15 protein-coding genes are annotated in these 17,363 nt (G+C 69.0%); all 15 read left to right on the plus strand.

The features are described 5' to 3' along the window. Positions 1–29: 29 nt before the first annotated feature. The 15 genes from OVN18_RS13145 (at position 30) to tuf (ending at position 17,357) form a co-directional block, all read left to right on the plus strand. A complete protein-coding gene (locus OVN18_RS13145; protein ID WP_324287801.1) occupies positions 30–2,060 on the plus strand; it encodes a type IV pilus twitching motility protein PilT in 2,031 nt (676 codons plus the stop codon). 1 nt (position 2,061) lies between these two features. Further along, a complete protein-coding gene (locus tag OVN18_RS06495; RefSeq protein WP_267782823.1) occupies positions 2,062–3,300 on the plus strand; it encodes a type II secretion system F family protein in 1,239 nt (412 codons plus the stop codon). Positions 3,301–3,546: 246 nt separating this feature from the next. After that, positions 3,547–3,972: a type IV pilin protein gene (locus tag OVN18_RS13150; protein ID WP_324287802.1), complete on the plus strand. Its 426-nt coding sequence runs from the start codon at positions 3,547–3,549 to the stop codon at positions 3,970–3,972. Between the two features lie 137 nt (positions 3,973–4,109). Next, the gene (locus OVN18_RS06505; RefSeq protein ID WP_267782825.1) at positions 4,110–5,486 is read left to right on the plus strand and encodes a prepilin-type N-terminal cleavage/methylation domain-containing protein; all 1,377 of its coding nucleotides are present in this window, start codon (positions 4,110–4,112) and stop codon (positions 5,484–5,486) included. Further along, complete coding sequence (locus tag OVN18_RS06510; RefSeq protein WP_267782827.1) at positions 5,483–6,184, plus strand: PilW family protein; 702 nt, start codon at positions 5,483–5,485, stop codon at positions 6,182–6,184. Before OVN18_RS06505 ends, OVN18_RS06510 begins: the two co-directional genes overlap by 4 nt. 2 nt (positions 6,185–6,186) lie before the next feature. Beyond that, on the plus strand, positions 6,187–7,974 hold the full coding sequence (locus OVN18_RS06515; RefSeq protein ID WP_267782829.1) for a hypothetical protein: 1,788 nt from the start codon (positions 6,187–6,189) through the stop codon (positions 7,972–7,974). Further along, complete coding sequence (locus tag OVN18_RS06520; protein ID WP_267738830.1) at positions 7,971–8,816, plus strand: prepilin peptidase; 846 nt, start codon at positions 7,971–7,973, stop codon at positions 8,814–8,816. Before OVN18_RS06515 ends, OVN18_RS06520 begins: the two co-directional genes overlap by 4 nt. 50 nt (positions 8,817–8,866) lie before the next feature. Beyond that, on the plus strand, positions 8,867–9,913 hold the full coding sequence (gene pilM, locus OVN18_RS06525; protein WP_267738831.1) for a type IV pilus assembly protein PilM: 1,047 nt from the start codon (positions 8,867–8,869) through the stop codon (positions 9,911–9,913). Continuing rightward, positions 9,910–10,665 (plus strand): hypothetical protein, encoded by a 756-nt coding sequence (locus OVN18_RS06530; protein WP_267738833.1) that lies wholly within the window; start codon positions 9,910–9,912, stop codon positions 10,663–10,665. The genes pilM and OVN18_RS06530 overlap by 4 nt, the downstream gene beginning before the upstream one ends. Further along, complete coding sequence (locus tag OVN18_RS06535; protein WP_267738834.1) at positions 10,662–11,294, plus strand: type IV pilus inner membrane component PilO; 633 nt, start codon at positions 10,662–10,664, stop codon at positions 11,292–11,294. The genes OVN18_RS06530 and OVN18_RS06535 overlap by 4 nt, the downstream gene beginning before the upstream one ends. Before the next feature lie 106 nt (positions 11,295–11,400). Next, positions 11,401–12,570: a hypothetical protein gene (locus OVN18_RS06540; protein ID WP_267782830.1), complete on the plus strand. Its 1,170-nt coding sequence runs from the start codon at positions 11,401–11,403 to the stop codon at positions 12,568–12,570. Positions 12,571–13,008: 438 nt separating this feature from the next. Beyond that, the gene (gene rpsL, locus OVN18_RS06545) at positions 13,009–13,383 is read left to right on the plus strand and encodes a 30S ribosomal protein S12 (protein WP_055857271.1); all 375 of its coding nucleotides are present in this window, start codon (positions 13,009–13,011) and stop codon (positions 13,381–13,383) included. Beyond that, entirely contained in the window at positions 13,383–13,853 is a 471-nt protein-coding gene (gene rpsG / locus OVN18_RS06550; RefSeq protein ID WP_104265237.1) for a 30S ribosomal protein S7, read from the plus strand. The genes rpsL and rpsG overlap by 1 nt, the downstream gene beginning before the upstream one ends. Before the next feature lie 85 nt (positions 13,854–13,938). Further along, complete coding sequence (fusA, locus tag OVN18_RS06555) at positions 13,939–16,053, plus strand: elongation factor G (protein WP_324287803.1); 2,115 nt, start codon at positions 13,939–13,941, stop codon at positions 16,051–16,053. Positions 16,054–16,163: 110 nt separating this feature from the next. Then, on the plus strand, positions 16,164–17,357 hold the full coding sequence (tuf, locus tag OVN18_RS06560; RefSeq protein ID WP_267738837.1) for an elongation factor Tu: 1,194 nt from the start codon (positions 16,164–16,166) through the stop codon (positions 17,355–17,357). The last annotated feature ends 6 nt before the right edge of the window (positions 17,358–17,363 follow it).

Raw genomic sequence — 17,363 nt, forward strand, 5'->3', positions numbered from 1 at the left:
ATCGCGCCCGCAGCGGAGAGGACGGCATCATGACCGACGACGCGACCAGCACCGAGCGCCCCGTTTTCGAGCCCTTCACGAGCGGTTTCGCTCCGACGACGCCGGAGCCCGCGGTGCCCGCCGCCCCGGCTCCGACCGCGGGCTACTCGGCCCCGCCGATGCCGTCGTTCGACGACTTCATCGCTGCAGCCATGCAGCCGGAGGCCGAGGCGGCCTCCGATGCGCATGCTGCTCCTTCCGCGCCGGCTGCTGCCTTCGGTGCTGAGCTCAGCGCGCCGCCCGCGGCGGCAGCCGTCGGCGCTCCGCATGCGGCGGTGCCGCCGAGCCCCGCGCCGACGTCCGAGCCCTTCGCGGCGCCGTCCATGGGCTTCCCGCCACCGCCCTCGAGCGCGCCCCTCGAGTTCGCGCCGCCGGCCGCGGCCGTCGTCGCGTCGCCTGCACCGGTCATCCCGCCGGCCGCGACTCCCGCGCCGGCCGCGGCGACGCCCGCCACCGAATTCGCCATGCCGGTGTCCGACTTCACGCCGCCGCCACCGCGCTTCTCCGCGCCGGAGCCCGCCGCGGAGCCGGCGCCGCCCGTTCCCCCGGTCCAGTCGCCGCCGGCCCCTGCGCTCGCGATCGACGAGGGCGCCGCCGAGTGGCAGGCCGCCCCGCCGCCCGCGCCCGAGTCGGCTCTGCCGATCCCCGTCGAGGTGCCCGCCTCCGCCTGGTCAGCGGCCGCGCCCGAACCGGTCTACGCCGCACCGCCGGCGGTGCCCCTCGCCACGCCCCGCGAGCAGGAGGAGCCCGCCACCGTCGTCTTCGCGATGCCGTCGGCGGAGTCGACCACCCCACCGCCATCGCACTCCGCCTCGCACGCGACCGGCGAGCCCCCGTCGACGACGGTGTCCGCCGCGGCGGAGGCGCGGGCCATGGCCTCCGAGGGTCGGCGCTCGGCACGATCCCTCGCCGACCCCGACCTCATGTGGGCTCTCGCGCAGGTCGTGTCCCAGGGGGGCTCCGACCTGCACGTCGCCGTGAACGCGCCTCCGCGCATCCGCCTGCACGGGGCCCTGGAGGATCTGCCCTCGACGGTCCCGTGGACGCCCGAGAAGATGGAGGGAGCGCTGCACAGCATCATGACGCCCGCCCAGCGCGACACCTTCGAGGAGCACCTCGAGCTCGACTTCGCGTTCACGCTCTCGGCAGAGAGCCGGTTCCGCGTGAACGTCTATCAGCAGCGCGGCAATCTCGGCGCGGCGTTCCGTCTCATCCCGACCGAGATCAAGCCGCTCGGCGACCTCGGTGTGCCGGCCTCGGTCTCCCGCTTCGCCACCCTCGCCCGCGGCCTCGTGCTGGTGACCGGCCCGACCGGTTCCGGCAAGTCGACCACGCTCGCCGGACTCATCGACCTGGTGAACCGCACCCGCACCGATCACATCGTGACCGTCGAGGACCCGATCGAGTTCATGCACGAGAACAAGAAGTCGCTCATCAACCAGCGCGAGGTCGGCAGCGACACCCACTCCTTCGCCAACGCACTCAAGCACGTGCTGCGGCAGGACCCGGACGTCATCCTCATCGGCGAGCTCCGTGACCTCGAGACCATCTCCGTCGCGCTGACCGCGGCCGAGACCGGGCACCTCGTGTTCGCGACCCTGCACACGCAGAGCGCCGGTCAGACGATCGACCGCGTCATCGACGTGTTCCCGCCGCACCAGCAGGGCCAGGTGCGGGCGCAGCTCGCCTCGACCCTGCAGGGCGTCGTGTGTCAGACGCTCATCCCTCGGGCCTCGGGCGGCGGCCGTGCGGTCGCGACCGAGATCCTCGTGGCCAACGCGGCCATCGGCAACCTCATCCGCGAGGGCAAGACGTTCCAGATCCCCTCGGCGTTGCAGGCGGGACGTGAACTCGGCATGCACACGCTCGATCAGCATCTCGCCGACCTCGTCAACCACGGGGTCATCACCCACCAGGCCGCGATGGAGAAGGCGCAGGACACCGAGAACCTACGTCAGCTCATCCACCGCGCCGAGTCGAACGGCCAGATGGCCGGCGCCGGCATGAACGGGAGCTTCTGACATGACCATGACATCGCAGTCGATGAAGACCTGGGCCTACTCGGCCCGCGACGCCAGCGGCAAGATCGTCAAGGGCAAGCTGGATGCCCCCACCGAGAGCGCCGTCGTCGCGCGTCTGCGCACCATGGGCATCGCGCCGATCGCGATCGACGAGTCGAGCGCGACGGGCCTGCAGCGCGAGATCACCCTGCCGGGCTTCGAGAAGCGCGTGAAGCTGAAGGACCTCGCCGTCGCGAGCCGGCAGATGGCGACCATGCTCGCCTCGGGCCTGTCGTTGCTGCGAACTCTCACGATCCTGAGCCAGCAGACGGAGAACCCGAAGCTCGCCGAGGTCCTCGGCAAGGTGCGCAGCGATGTCGAGACGGGCTCCTCGCTCTCCGATGCCCTGCATCGGCATCCGCTGATCTTCCCCCGGCTGATGATCCACCTCATCAAGGCGGGCGAGACGGGCGGCTTCCTCGATCGATCTCTCGAGTCGATCGCGAACAACTTCGAGGCCGACGTCAAGCTGCGTCAGACCATCAAGTCGGCGCTCACGTACCCGATCGCGGTGCTGTGCATGGCCTTCGCCGCCGTGATCGCGATGATGATCTTCATCGTGCCGATCTTCAAAGCCATGTTCGAGGACTTCGACAGCGCTCTCCCGCTCCCGACGCAGATCCTCGTCACTCTCTCCGAGAACATGATCTGGATCGTGCCGGTGCTGGTCGTCGTCATCGTCGGGTTCACGGTGTGGTGGCGTCGCAACAAGCACACCGACGAGGTGAGATCGAAGGTCGACCCGCTGGTCCTCAAGATGCCCGTCTTCGGGCAGCTGTTCCGCAAGGTTGCGATCGCCCGCTTCTCGCGCAATTTCGCCACGATGATGGCCGCAGGCGTGCCGATCCTGCAATCGCTCGCGATCGTCGGCGAGACGTCCGGCAACTGGGTCATCGAGCAGGCATTGGTCAAGGTGCAGGACTCCGTCCGCACCGGGCGCTCGATCGCGGCTCCGCTAACGGAGGAGCCGATCTTCCCGGCGATGGTGACTCAAATGGTGTCCGTGGGTGAGGACTCCGGCTCGCTCGAGATCATGCTCGAGAAGGTCGCCGACTTCTACGACGAGGAGGTGCAGTCGACCGCCGAGTCGCTGACGTCGCTCATCGAGCCGCTCATGATCGGTGTCATCGGCGTCGTCATCGGCGGCATGATCGTCGCCCTCTACATGCCCGTCTTCTCGATCTTCAACGAGATCGGCTGAGCCGGCACTCGCACCTGTCGGCGAGCGCCGATACCTCCGCGCCGCCCTCACCCCCTCACTGGGGGTTGAGGGCGGCGCTCTCGTCGTTGTGTCGCCCCGAAAGGGGGGTCTGATCGGGGGAAAAACCCCCCGAACACGGGATTACCACATGCTGCGCGCCGACCGAGTATTGCTCCTGGGGGGCCACCAACTTCGTAGCTCGTGACCCGCACACATCACACCTTCGACAGGAACGGAACACCAACCATGTTCACCAAGATCAACACCTCGATCACCGAGCGTCTCGACGCTCGCCGTGCGGGCGACAAGGGCTTCACCCTCGTCGAGCTGCTCGTCGTCGTCATCATCATCGGCATCCTCGCCGCGATCGCCATCCCGGTCTTCCTCAACCAGCGCGAGAGTGCTTGGCGCGCGGAGGTCGAGTCCGACCTCAAGAACGCAGCTCTTGCGGCGGAGACCTTCGCCGTGGAGAACAGTGGCTCGTACACCGGCCTGGACCTGGACGCGCTCGAGGAGGAGGGCTTTGAGGCCAGCAACGCCCTCACCGACTTCACGGTGACCCCCGCCGCAGGCAACTACACCATCGTCGCTGAGCACCCTGACCTCGGTGGAGACACGCTCACCTACAACAGCGCTGAGGGCGGCCTGCAGGACTGGGTCGACGCTCCGTAAACACGATCGCGACGCTTGAGCAAATAAGCGTCTAAGCCGGCCCCGGCAGCCTCCGAAGGCTGCCGGGGCCGGCACACACCTGCCACACCACCGCACCATCCGCAGCACCGCACGAGACACCGAGGGGGGTCGAACTCGTGATCACCAGCATCCGCCGCCGGCTCACCATCGCCGCGCACGACGATCGGGGCTTGAGCCTGCCCGAGGTGCTCGTCGCCATGGTCATCTTCGCCATCATCTCGACCGGCCTGCTCTACACGATGCTCTCGGTCCTCGCGCTCGGTCGCGACTCCCGGGCCCGTCAGGTCGCCCTCAATCTCGCCGCGGAGGAGATCGACGTCTCCCGCGGCTTCGCCGACGTCTTCGCCCTGCAGGACGCCACGCGCTCGCTCGACCTCAACGGCGACACCTTCACCGTCGAGCGCACCACCCGCTGGGTCTCCGACCCCGAGATCGACCTGCAGTGCGGATCGGGCGGCGCTCCGCTGCGCTACAAGCGCGTCGAGGTCGAGGTCTCGTGGTCGAACATGCGCGACACCGACGCGACGGTCCGCACCTACACCGTCATCGACCCGAAGAACCGCATCAACGACCCGACGAAGGGCACGATCCTCGTCTCGGTGCTGGGCGGTGCGGGGGCCGGGTCAGCAGGGGTCACGGTCACCGCGACCCCCGCGAGCCCCGCGAACGGCGCGACGACTCTCGCAGAGGCCCCGCTCCCGACGGACGCGCAGGGCTGCACCTACATCCTGAAGGTGTCCCCCGGCAACTACAACGTCTCCGTCTCGCGCTCCGGCTACGTCGACGTCGCCCAGAACACGACGTCGACTATCACGGTCGGGGTCACCGCCGGCGCCGCGGCCTCGGTCGGCTTCCAGTACGACCGCGCCGCGACCTTCACCGCCCGGTACGCCCCCAGCGTGACCGGGCCGGCACCGATCATCCCGAACAACATGGTGACGACGTTCCTCAGCTCCTACGGGGCGCATCAGTCGACCGCGACGAATGCGAACATGACGCGAGCGATCGCCCTCCATCCGTTCGCCGCCGGCTACGAAGCCGTGGCGGGCGCCTACGCGGCGCCGAACGAGGCGAATCAGGGATGCCTCGCCCCCGACCCGGCTGCGTGGCCCACGACGGAGCAGGCCGGCGTGACCTACGTCGGCCGCCGTGCTCCTGCCGCCGCCGCCGTGCCCGGTGGTGCGACGACCATCGACGTACCGATGGGCACGTTCCAGCTCACCGTAAGCAACAGCAACCGCTGGGTGCGCGCGATCTCGGTCAACACCGGGCCTGGCCCGGGGTGCGCGATCGGGATGGAGTACCGCTGGAACGAGCTGCCCATGGGAACCAGTCGTCTCGCGCTGCCCTTCGGAACGTGGGAGATCCGCACCGGCAACAGCACCAACAACCGCAACAACGTCCCGATTCTCGGAGCGATCCAGGCCGAGGGCACGTCGCTCATCGCGGCGGCGCTGGGCCGCGTGACCCTCGACCCGCGGGTGCCAGAGTGAGCCGCTTCTTCGCGCGAGCGATGCGCCGGCTCCGCCACGAGGACGCGGGGTTCAGCCTTCCCGAGCTCATGGTGACGATCTTCGTCATGGGTGTGCTCAGCGCCGTCGTGGTGTCCTTCTACGTCGCGATGACGGGAGCCTTCACCGAGGACCGCTCGGCGACGGACAGCACCTCGACAGCGTCGGTCGGGATGAACAACCTCACGCGCGTGATCCGCGCGGGCACCGAGATACGGGTGCAGGGGCAGACCCTTAACAACCCCGTCTTCATCGAAGCGAAGAACGAGGACCTCACGCTCCACGCCTACCTCGACACCGACAGCACCGATCCGCGCCCGATCAAGGTGCGCTTCTGGATCAACGCGCAGCGCGAGCTCATGGAGACCCGCTGGGACAGCACGCGCGTCAACGGCTCGTACTTCGTCTTCGATTCGACGCCCGAGTCGACTCGCGTCATCGCGCGCACCGTCGCGACGCGCACCGGAACCGATCCGTGGCTCTTCACCTACCGCGCCGCCGACGGCACGGTGCAGCCGGTGCCGACCACCGGTTCGTTCACCACGAACCAGCTGCGCAACATCGCCTCCGTGCAGGTGCGGTTGACGGTGCAGGCGGACATCACGAGCCGTGCGGCCCCCGTCACGCTGCAGAGCACCGTCGGCATCCCGAACCTCGGCATCTCGAGAGTGAGCCCCTGATCATGCTGCGAATCCTGCACGCCCGCCTGCGAGCGACCTCCCGCCCCAGCGACGAGGGCATCGCGCTCGTCCTCGTCATCTCGATCGGGGCCGTACTCACGGTGCTCATGACGGCGGCCATCGCGTACGGCCTCGGGGCGTTCCGCAAGGCCGACTCCGACGCGTCGTGGAGCTCAGCGATCGCGGCGGCCTACGCGGGGATCGAGGAGTACCAGAGCCGCCTCGCGAACGACCCCACCTATCTGCAGTACGGCAATCCGGCGTCCCCGTTCTCCGACGGGACCGAGAACGAGTCGGGCGAGGTCAGCGACGTCGCCCTGCCCACTACCGAGAATGAGGCCTTCGGCGTTGGCGCGGCCGGTACGTGGGCCGACGTCGCGGGCTCGGGCGGTGAAGCCTCGTACCGCTACGAGGTCGATAACTCGCAGTACTACGAGACGGGCACGCTCTACGTGCGATCGACCGGCCGTGTCGGAGGCGAGACGCGCACGATCGTCGCCGATCTCCGCCAGCAGGGCTTCATCGACTTCCTCTACTTCACCGACTACGAGATCCAGGATCCCGCGATGAGCGGCGATGCGAACTCGTGCGTGCGCTACGCGTACGCCGGGCGTCCTACCGGATGCAGCGAGATCGCCTTCGGCTCGAACGATGTCGTCGACGGCCCCGCGCACTCCAACGATCGCATCCGCATCTGCGATGCCCGGTTCAAGGGCGCCCTCACCACCTCGTACAACCCCACGTCGGGTCTTCGGTACACCCCCCGCAACTCGCTCAACAACTCGTGCGGCGGTCAGGTCTTCGATCTCGCGGGTTCGCCGGCTTACAGCCCGATCATCGGCATGCCGCAGACCAACTCGCAGCTGAAGCGCGAGGTGCGCAGCGACCTCACCGGCGGCGAGGTGCCGAACCCCGGGTGCCTCTACACCGGGCCGACGCGCATCCAGCTCAACACCGATGGCACGATCACGGTGCGCTCGCCCTGGACGCGCGCGACGCGCGTCGCGGGCGACCCGGCGACGAGCGGTACGGCACCGGCCGCCTGCGGTGCGATCGCCTCCTTGCAGTCGGCGGGCGGCGCCACCTTCACCCCGCCGGCCAACAACGTGATCTACGTGCAGAACGTCCCGACGGTGGCGTCGGATCCGAACTACCACGCGTCCGGTGCCGTGCCGGTCAGCGGCTTCACATGCAACGGGGGAACGGGTGCATCCCGTCCGGACGGCACCAGCGCCGTCGGATACGGCAATGGCATCGGGTATCCGGCCACGAACGAGCGGATGCGGCGGAACAACGCCTACGAGTGCCGCACGGGCGACGTATTCGTTCAGGGAACGCTCGACGGGCAGATGACGATCGCCGCGGAGAAGTACATCTACGTCACGGGGGACATCCGCTACGAGGACGCCAACGACGACATGCTCGGCCTCATCGGCACGGACGCGATCTGGATCTGGAATCCGGTCAACTCGTCGAACCAGTCCCTCCTCGGCGGCTCGAATCGTCGCGTCGATGCTGCGATGCTCTCGGTCGCCCACACCATGCAGGTGCAGAACTACGACGTCGGCGGCAACCGGGGCACGCTGACGGTCACGGGGGCGATCGCCCAGAAGTTCCGCGGCATCGTGCGCAGCGGATCCAACGGCTACGCGAAGCAGTACCTCTACGACGAGCGCCTCCGCTACACGGCTCCGCCCAAGTTCCTCTCGCCGGTGACGACCACGTACGGCGTCACGGTGTGGATCGAGGTCGGCAAGGCCTTCGAGAGCGATGGCACGGTGGCGGGATGACCGACCTCCTCGCCCTGCTGCCCCTCCTCGTCGCGCTGATCGGCGTGCTGGGGCTGCTCATCGGCTCGTTCCTCAACGTGGTCATCCATCGCGTGCCGCGGGGAGAGTCGGTGGTCTCGCCTCCGAGCAGCTGCCCGGGCTGCGGCGAACGCATCGCGGCCTACGACAACGTGCCCGTGCTCTCGTGGCTGGTCCTGCGCGCGAAGTGCCGGAGGTGCGGGGAGCGCATCTCGGCCCGCTACCCGCTCGTCGAGGCGGCCACGGGCGTCGCTTTCGCCGGCGTGGCCCTCGTCTTCCTGCCGCCCGCCCTCGAGGCGACGACCACGCCCGACGCCCTCGCGGCGATCGCGCAGCTGCTCGCCTTCCTCGTGCTCGCCGGCTCCGCCGTCGCCCTCGCCGCGATCGACCTCGACACGCACCGCCTGCCCAACCCGATCGTCTACTCGACGGGTATCGCGGGTCTCGTACTGCTCGCGCTCGCGGTGCTCGGCGACGCGCAGGCGGGCGACCTCGGTCGCGCGCTGGCCGGCGCGGGCATCCTCTTCGCCTTCTACCTCGCCCTTGCCCTCGCCCGCCCGGGCGGCATGGGCCTCGGCGACGTCAAGCTCGCCGCCGTGCTCGGGCTGTACCTCGGGTGGGTCGGATGGGGGGCCCTCGCAGTGGGGGCTTTCGCCGCGTTCCTCATCGGTGGCATCGTCGGACTGCTGCTGATCGCAGTGCGACGAGCGCGGCGCGGAACGGGCATCCCGTTCGGCCCGTGGATGCTCGCGGGGGCGTGGATCGGAATCGTCGCGGGGGAGCCGCTCTTCACGGGCTACCTCGATGCGGTCGGCCTCGTCTGAGGCCGACCGCGGCACAGCAGCACAGCAGCATTCCTAGGGGGGAACAGCACATGGGTACATCCATCGTCGGAGTCGACATCGGCGGGGCGAGTCTTCGCGCCGTCGAGGTCAGCGGTGCGGGCGGCTCCAAGCCGACCATCAGCCGCATCGCGGAGGTCGCGCTGCCGCCGGACGCGGTGCGTCGCGGCGAGGTCGTCGAGCCGAACACGGTCGCCGCCGTGCTGAAGAAGCTCTGGTCGACCGGCGGGTTCTCGAGCAAGAACGTCGTCCTCGGCATGGGCAATCAGCGCGTGCTCGCCCGCGACCTGTCGATGCCCAAGATGCCGCTGAAGCAGATCAAGGAGTCGCTGCCCTTCCAGGTGCAGGACATGCTGCCGATGCCCGTCGTCGACGCCGTGCTCGACTTCTACCCCGTTTCGGAGTCGGTGGGGGAGCAGGGGCCGGTCGTCAACGGCATCCTCGTCGCCGCTGTCAAGGAGGCCGTGCTCGCCAACGTCAACACTGTGCGCCTCGCGGGGCTGAAGCCTGTCGGCGTCGACCTGAACCCGTTCGCCATCAGCCGGGTCATCGGTCGCACCGAGCACGGAGACGGGGCGATCGCCGTCGTCGACATCGGAGGTTCGACGACGAGCATCCTGGTCATGACCGACGGCGTGCCCCAGTTCGTGCGCATCGTCGGCAGCGGCGGGGACGACATCACCCGGGCGGTCTCGACGCGCATGCAGATCGAGCTGCCCCAGGCCGAGCAGGCCAAGCGCGCCGTGGGACTCACCGACCAGCCCATCCCGGAGGAGCAGCGTCCCGTGCTCGAGGCGGTGTACGCGGCGGCAGGCGAGCTGGTCACCAACATCCGCAACACGATCAGCTTCTTCGATTCGACGCACGAGAAGCGCCGGGTGGTGCGCATCGTGCTCGTCGGCAACGGGGCCCGTCTCGTCGGTCTGCCGAAGGCGCTGGCCGACTACACGCGCGTTCCCGTCACCTACGCCGATCCGCTGGGAGGCATTCCGCTCAGCGGAGCTGCTCAGAAGGCCGATCCGGCCGGGCAGCACTCCCTCTCGCTCGCGCTCGGCCTCGCGCTCGGAGCAGCCGCGTGAGCGGCCGCAGCGGTGCGGTCTCGACCGAGCTCGTCATCGGCGGGACCGCGCGTGTCGATCTCCTGCCCAACGAGGTGCGCGTCGCCCAGCGCGGCGCGCGTCAGCGGGTGTGGCTCGGAGTCGCGGTCGTCGCGGCGGTCCTCATCACCGCCGGCGGCTACGGTGCCGCGAAGGTCACCTCGATCGCTGCCGCCCTCGAACTGTCGCGCGAGCAGGACCGCACCGTCGCGCTGCTCGCCGAGCAGGCGCAGTACGCCGAGCTTCGCACCCTGACCGGCACGAGGCAGGCGCTGGAAGACGCCCGAATCGCGGGAGCCTTCTCGGAGATCGACTGGATGGCGCGCGTCGCAGAAGTGCAGGCGGCGCTGCCCGCCGACGCGGTGATCATCGAGATGTCTCTCGACAGCGGCGATGCGATGGTCGCGTACCCGCAGCCCACGACGCCGTTCGCCGCTCCCGTGAAGGCGGTCATGACCTTCACCGCCGTGACGCCCAGTGTTCCGCGCGTCTCGGACTGGCTCGATGCTCTTGAGACGTCGGTCACCGGATTCTCGGCCTCGGCCACGAGCGGTGTCGCCTGGTCGGAGGAGCTGCAGCTCTACACCACGGGCATCGGGGTGGGAGTGACCGAGGGTGCTTGGAGCGGCCGGTACATCCCCGATGAGGTCATCGCCGCGCTCCAGGATCAGGCAGCCCAAACGCCCGTCGAGGCGACCGACGACACGACTGATGCAGCGGGAGGCACGCCGTGAACCAGAACAGGCTGTGGGGGATCATCAGCGGGGCGCTCATCGTCGCCGTGGTCGCTCTCGGATTCTTCCTCGGCGTTCGGCCCGCACTCGCCGAGGCCGACCGGGCGCGCGACGATCGCGAGGCGGTGGAGGCGCAGAATCGCGGCCTCGAGTCGACTCTGGCCTCGCTCGAAGAGCAGGCCGCCGAGATGCCCACGATCCAGGCCGAGATCGCCACGCTGCGCGAGAGCGTGCCCGATCAAATCGCGGAAGCAGCGCTGCTGCGCGAGCTGGACGCGATCGCGACGGCGTCCGGGGCCCGTCTGCTCACATACACACCGCAGGAGCTGGTCGCGTTCCTCGCCGCCCCGGAGTTCGCCGGCGCCATCCCCAGCGGCGTCACAGGAGACACCCTCGCGGTGCGGCCGCTCACGATCTCCGCGCAAGGCTCGCTCGAGCAGGTGACGGCCTTCGTGACTGGGGTCCAGACGGCGACACGGCTGATCCTCGTGAGCGATGTCGTCATGACGATCGATGAAGCGGCGGGCCTCTACACGGCCGACCTCACCGGCAGTGCTTACGCACTCGCCGAGGGAGCTCAGCCCTCCGAGGCGCCCGCGGAGGAGGCGACGACCGAAGCCGTCAACTGACGGCGCGACACCCACACGCGACCGGCGCGGATGCCCCACCTCGGGCATCCGCGCCGTCGTGGTTGCTAGGGTTGCCGCGATCCGACTCCCAGCGAAGGGCTCCGCGATGACCACCTCCCCCACCCCGTCGGACCCCATCGACGAGAACGACCCGACTCCCGCCGATCGAGGGGATGCTCCTGCTGCCGGGTCGTCCGACGCCCCGGCCGTGCACGACGCACCGCTGATCGACGACGTGCCCCCGTCGCGCACTGCCGAGCCGCTGGCCTCCGACCCGGTGGCCTCCGACCCCGCTCGCGGTTCCGACAGCCGCTGGGCCCCGCCGCCCGCTCGTCCCGAGCCGGAGACCGCGAGCGCGTCGCCCGCTCCCGACCTCGTCGAGCCCGAGCCTGCTCCGGCCCCGATGGAAGCGGCGCCGATCGCTGCGCCCGCCGTCGAGTCCTCTACGGATTCCTCGAGCGCGCCCGCGACGACCGATCACGCACCCGCCAGCGACTACGACACTGCCGAGGCGCACGGCCTCTCGCGCACCGCCGAGACGCCGGCGTCGGCCGACTCCGAACCGACCGTCGCCCCTGCCGTGCATGCGGCCGGCGACGCCGCGCATCCCGACCGCGAGGCCGCGACCGTGCCTGCCGCTGCCGCTGCCGCTGCCGACGCCGCTCCCGCAGGGGCCCCCGCGCCGACGACGGAGCCCGCCCCGCCCGCCGCCCCGCAGGTCGTCTACGTGCCCGCGCCGACCCCGCCGCGCAAGAAGGGCAACCGCGGTATGGGCGTGGGCATCGCGCTCGCCGCGACCCCGGTCTTCGCCGCCGTCTACGCCGCGCTCGCCCTGCTGTTCGTCGCGATCGGCGGCGGCGGCATCGTCGCGGCCGAGGCGATCGACTTCTTCCTCACGCCGAGCTACTACCTGCCGATCGTCGCCTTCGCGCTCTTCTACGTGCTGCTGGCGCTCATCGTGAACCGGGCGGGATGGTGGGCGCACGTCCTCGGCGCCTTCATCGTCGCCGTCCTCGTCTACGCCACCTTCATCGCCTCCTCCCTGCTGACCGCCAATGCGGTGGGAGCCCCCGCCGACCTCGTCGCGCCCTTCATCGCGCAGCAGCTGACGAACCCGATCGGCTGGGCTGCGGCGATCGCCGCCCGCGAGGTCCCGGTCTGGGTCGGCGGGCTCGTCGCGAAGCGCGGTCGCACCGTGAAGAGCCGCAACGTCGAGGCGCGCGAGGCCTACGAGCGGGAGCTCGCCGAGTCGCGCGCCGGCCGCCCCGCGGCCTGAGCCGCAGCCCCCGCATCGCGGCTCCGCCGGTGCTCGCGCGAGGGCGCAACGCCCCTGCCCCGCGCGTTAGGAGGCGGGAGCGGGCGCGTGCCGACGGATGCCCCGCTCCGGCCGTTTGACCGCTCTGCCCGCGCCGCGTACTCTTGACCACGTGTGTGCGTGAGCGCGCGCCTGTGTCGTGCCACCGAGGTGGGGCGGGCAGCGCGGGCGAGGGCATCCACGATCGAGGGCCACGGGGCCCTGCACCGCACGAGCCGAGCGCGAGAGCGCGACGTGAGAACCGCGGGGCACGACCCGAGACGCCCCCACGGCATATCCGCCACCGCGCCGAGCGATCGGCACCGGCGGATTCGCGTGAGCTCGACCCGGTGAGAACCGCGCGTCGGGTTTGACCACACCGCAACCGCTGTCACCGTGCAGCACTTCCTAGGAGCAATTTTGCCCACTATTCAGCAGCTGGTCCGCAAGGGCCGCACGCCGAAGGTCGTCAAGACCAAGGCGCCGGCCCTCAAGGCCAACCCCCAGCAGCGCGGCGTGTGCACTCGCGTGTACACGACCACGCCCAAGAAGCCGAACTCGGCCCTCCGCAAGGTGGCCCGCGTGAAGCTCTCGAACGGTACCGAGGTCACGGCCTACATCCCCGGTGAGGGCCACAACCTGCAGGAGCACTCGATGGTGCTCGTCCGCGGCGGTCGTGTGAAGGACCTCCCCGGCGTGCGCTACAAGATCGTGCGCGGCGCGCTCGACACCCAGGCGGTCAAGAACCGTAAGCAAGCGCGCAGCCGCTACGGAGCGAAGATGGACAAGAAGTAATGCCTCGTAAAGGACCGGCCCCGAAGCGGCCCGTCGTCGCAGACCCCGTCTACGGCGCCCCGATCGTCAGCCAGCTCGTCAACAAGATCCTCCTCGACGGCAAGAAGGGTCTCGCCGAGCGCATCGTCTACGGCGCGCTCGAGGGCGTCTCGGCCAAGAACGGCCAGGATGCTGTCGTCACGCTGAAGAAGGCCCTTGATAACGTGCGCCCCACCCTCGAGGTGCGGTCGCGTCGTGTCGGTGGATCGACCTACCAGGTGCCCGTCGAGGTCAAGCCGCACCGCGCGAACACGCTCGCGCTGCGCTGGCTGACCAGCTACGCCAAGGCTCGTCGCGAGAAGACGATGACCGAACGCCTCATGAACGAGATCCTCGACGCCTCCAACGGCCTCGGCGCCGCTGTCAAGCGCCGCGAGGACACCCACAAGATGGCCGAGTCGAACAAGGCCTTCGCGCACTACCGCTGGTAACGACCAGCTCGCGAGCGGGGGCGGCGGGCCCCGCCCCTCGCCCCTGCTCGCACCCGCACTTTTTATCGAACCGGAGGAACCCCCTGTGGCACAGGACGTGCTGACCGACCTGAACAAGGTCCGCAACATCGGCATCATGGCGCACATCGACGCCGGCAAGACCACCACGACCGAGCGCATCCTGTTCTACACGGGGATCACGCACAAGATCGGCGAGGTCCACGACGGCGCCGCCACGATGGACTGGATGGCGCAGGAGCAGGAGCGCGGCATCACGATCACGTCGGCCGCGACGACCTGCTTCTGGAACAAGCACCAGATCAACATCATCGACACCCCCGGCCACGTCGACTTCACCGTCGAGGTCGAGCGCTCGCTCCGCGTCCTCGACGGCGCCGTCGCGGTCTTCGACGGCAAGGAGGGCGTCGAGCCCCAGTCCGAGACCGTCTGGCGTCAGGCCGACAAGTACGACGTGCCCCGCATCTGCTTCGTCAACAAGATGGACAAGCTCGGCGCCGACTTCTACTTCACGGTCGAGACGATCGTCAAGCGCCTCGGCGCCCGCCCGCTGGTCATCCAGCTGCCGATCGGCTTCGAGAACACCTTCGAGGGCGTCGTCGACCTGGTCGAGATGCGCGCGCTCACGTGGCGCGGCGACTCCAAGGGTGACGTCAAGATGGGCGCCCAGTACGAGGTCGAGGAGATCCCGGCCGACCTGGCCGAGAAGGCCGCCGAGTACCGGCAGGCCCTGCTCGAGACCGTCGCCGAGAGCGACGACGCGCTGCTCGAGAAGTTCTTCGGCGGCGAGGAGCTCACCACGGCCGAGATCAAGGGCGCCATCCGCAAGATGACGATCAACTCCGAGATCTACCCCGTGCTCTGCGGCTCGGCGTTCAAGAACCGCGGCGTGCAGCCCATGCTCGACGCGGTCGTGGACTACCTGCCCAGCCCGCTCGACGTGCCGCCGACGGTCGCGCACGACCCCCGCGACGAGGAGAAGGAGATCGAGCGCCGCCCCGACTCCTCCGAGCCCTTCGCGGCCCTCGCGTTCAAGGTCGCCGTGCACCCGTTCTTCGGTCGCCTCACCTACGTGCGCGTCTACTCCGGCAAGATCGACTCCGGCGCCCAGGTCATCAACTCGACCAAGGGCAAGAAGGAGCGCATCGGCAAGATCTTCCAGATGCACGCCAACAAGGAGAACCCGGTCGACAGCGTCACCGCCGGTCACATCTACGCCGTCATCGGCCTCAAGGACACCACGACGGGCGACACGCTGTGCGACCCGAACGAGCAGGTCGTCCTCGAGTCGATGACCTTCCCCGAGCCCGTCATCGAGGTCGCCATCGAGCCGAAGACGAAGGCCGACCAGGAGAAGCTCGGCACGGCCATCCAGAAGCTGGCCGAGGAGGACCCGACGTTCCGCACGGAGCAGAACCAGGAGACCGGTCAGACGGTCATCAAGGGAATGGGCGAGCTCCACCTCGACATCCTGGTCGACCGCATGAAGCGCGAGTTCAACGTCGAGGCCAACGTCGGCAAGCCCCAGGTGGCCTACCGCGAGACCCTCAAGAAGACGATCGAGAAGTTCGACTTCACCCACAAGAAGCAGACCGGTGGGTCGGGCCAGTTCGCGAAGATCCAGATCCGCCTCGAGCCCCTCGAGGTCACGCCCGAGACGAGCTACGAGTTCGTCAACGCCGTCACCGGTGGTCGCGTTCCGCGCGAGTACATCCCCTCGGTCGACGCGGGCATCCAGGACGCGATGCAGGTCGGCGTTCTCGCCGGCTTCCCGACGGTGGGCGTCAAGGCGACGCTCCTCGACGGCGCGGCGCACGACGTCGACTCCTCGGAGATGGCGTTCAAGATCGCCGGCTCGATGGCCTACAAGGAGGCCGCTCGCAAGGCGACCCCCGTGCTCCTCGAGCCGCTCATGGCGGTCGAGGTGCGCACCCCCGAGGAGTACATGGGCGACGTCATCGGCGACCTGAACTCCCGTCGTGGGCAGATCCAGTCGATGGAGGATGCGACCGGCGTCAAGGTCGTCCGCGCCCTCGTCCCGCTGTCGGAGATGTTCGGCTACGTCGGCGACCTGCGGTCGAAGACCTCGGGCCGCGCCGTCTACTCGATGACCTTCGACAGCTACGCCGAGGTCCCGAAGGCCGTCGCCGACGAGATCGTCCAGAAGAGCAAGGGCGAGTAGACACTCACCCTGCGGTGCTCCCGTGAGCATCGCTACGATGAATACACACCCAACAGCAGAGCGTCCGAGACCGTCGGATGCTGGCAACCGAGTCCTGAGGAGGACCCACAGTGGCTAAGGCCAAGTTCGAGCGGACCAAGCCGCACGTCAACATCGGAACGATCGGTCACGTCGACCACGGCAAGACCACCCTCACCGCCGCCATCTCGAAGGTGCTTGCCGACAAGTTCCCCTCGGCGACGAACGTGCAGCGTGACTTCGCGTCGATCGACTCGGCTCCCGAGGAGCGTCAGCGCGGCATCACCATCAACATCTCGCACGTCGAGTACGAGACGCCCAAGCGTCACTACGCTCACGTCGACGCCCCCGGCCACGCCGACTACATCAAGAACATGATCACCGGTGCGGCGCAGATGGACGGCGCGATCCTCGTGGTCGCGGCGACCGACGGCCCGATGGCCCAGACGCGCGAGCACGTGCTCCTCGCCAAGCAGGTCGGCGTGCCGTACCTGATGGTCGCCCTCAACAAGAGCGACATGGTCGACGACGAGGAGATCCTCGAGCTCGTCGAGATCGAGGTGCGCGAGCTCCTCTCGAGCCAGGGCTTCGACGGCGACAACGCCCCCGTCGTCCAGGTCTCGGGCCTCAAGGCGCTCGAGGGCGATGAGAAGTGGGTCCAGGCGATCCTCGACCTCATGACCGCCGTCGACGAGTCGATCCCCGACCCGGTGCGCGACAAGGACAAGCCCTTCCTCATGCCGATCGAGGACGTCTTCACGATCACCGGTCGTGGAACCGTCGTCACGGGCCGCGCCGAGCGCGGCACCCTCGGCATCAACTCCGAGGTCGAGATCGTCGGCATCCGCCCGACGCAGAAGACCACGGTCACGGGTATCGAGATGTTCCACAAGCAGCTCGACGAGGCCTGGGCCGGCGAGAACTGCGGTCTGCTCCTCCGCGGCACCAAGCGCGAGGACGTCGAGCGCGGCCAGGTCGTCGTGAAGCCGGGTTCGGTGACCCCTCACACGAACTTCGAGGGCACCGCGTACATCCTCTCCAAGGACGAGGGTGGGCGTCACAACCCCTTCTACACGAACTACCGCCCGCAGTTCTACTTCCGCACCACCGACGTCACCGGCGTCATCTCGCTGCCCGAGGGCACCGAGATGGTCATGCCCGGCGACACCACCGACATGACCGTTGAGCTGATCCAGCCCATCGCCATGGAGGAGGGCCTCGGCTTCGCCATCCGCGAGGGTGGCCGCACCGTGGGCGCCGGCACCGTGACGAAGATCATCAAGTAGTCACTG

Source organism: Microcella daejeonensis (genome assembly GCF_026625045.1).
GTDB lineage: Bacteria > Actinomycetota > Actinomycetes > Actinomycetales > Microbacteriaceae > Microcella > Microcella daejeonensis.

Excerpts from the sequence above, each read along its gene's own strand:
- OVN18_RS13145 (WP_324287801.1), top strand. The coding sequence starts at position 30 with ATGACCGACGACGCGACCAGCACCGAGCGCCCCGTTTTCGAGCCCTTC.
- OVN18_RS06495 (WP_267782823.1), top strand. The coding sequence starts at position 2,062 with ATGACCATGACATCGCAGTCGATGAAGACCTGGGCCTACTCGGCCCGC.
- OVN18_RS13150 (WP_324287802.1), top strand. The coding sequence starts at position 3,547 with ATGTTCACCAAGATCAACACCTCGATCACCGAGCGTCTCGACGCTCGC.
- OVN18_RS06515 (WP_267782829.1), top strand. The coding sequence starts at position 6,187 with ATGCTGCGAATCCTGCACGCCCGCCTGCGAGCGACCTCCCGCCCCAGC.
- OVN18_RS06520 (WP_267738830.1), top strand. The coding sequence starts at position 7,971 with ATGACCGACCTCCTCGCCCTGCTGCCCCTCCTCGTCGCGCTGATCGGC.
- pilM (WP_267738831.1), top strand. The coding sequence starts at position 8,867 with ATGGGTACATCCATCGTCGGAGTCGACATCGGCGGGGCGAGTCTTCGC.
- OVN18_RS06540 (WP_267782830.1), top strand. The coding sequence starts at position 11,401 with ATGACCACCTCCCCCACCCCGTCGGACCCCATCGACGAGAACGACCCG.
- rpsG (WP_104265237.1), top strand. The coding sequence starts at position 13,383 with ATGCCTCGTAAAGGACCGGCCCCGAAGCGGCCCGTCGTCGCAGACCCC.